The organism is Pseudoalteromonas sp. 20-MNA-CIBAN-0454, assembly GCF_040308685.1.
Taxonomy (GTDB): Bacteria; Pseudomonadota; Gammaproteobacteria; order Enterobacterales; family Alteromonadaceae; genus Pseudoalteromonas; species Pseudoalteromonas nigrifaciens.
This window is the reverse complement of the sequence record NZ_JBEOOB010000273.1, coordinates 1-225: the sequence shown is the minus strand read 5'-3', so window position 1 is coordinate 225 and position 225 is coordinate 1. Positions and strand designations below refer to the sequence as shown.

Genomic DNA, 225 nt, shown 5'->3' with positions numbered 1-225 from the left:
TACATTTTTCAACACCAAACTCAAGCGCTTCTCAACGCGTAAAAAAAGACACCCAACGCCTGACTGGTTAAATATCAATAAAGACTTAAAACAACATAAACACCTAACATTACAGCTCGTATTTGATGAGTTACTTGAAAAAGTGGGTGAGCCTTATTACAGCTACAGTCACTTCTGCCGAGCTTATAAACAATGGTTAGGTACCCAGCGACTCTCAATGCGTCA

The 225-nt window shown here is 39.6% G+C and carries 1 pseudogene; it reads left to right on the top strand.

Annotated features, from left to right (window positions below):
- Positions 1 to 225, top strand: a pseudogene (locus tag AAEZ22_RS18715) (IS21 family transposase); the annotation flags it as partial.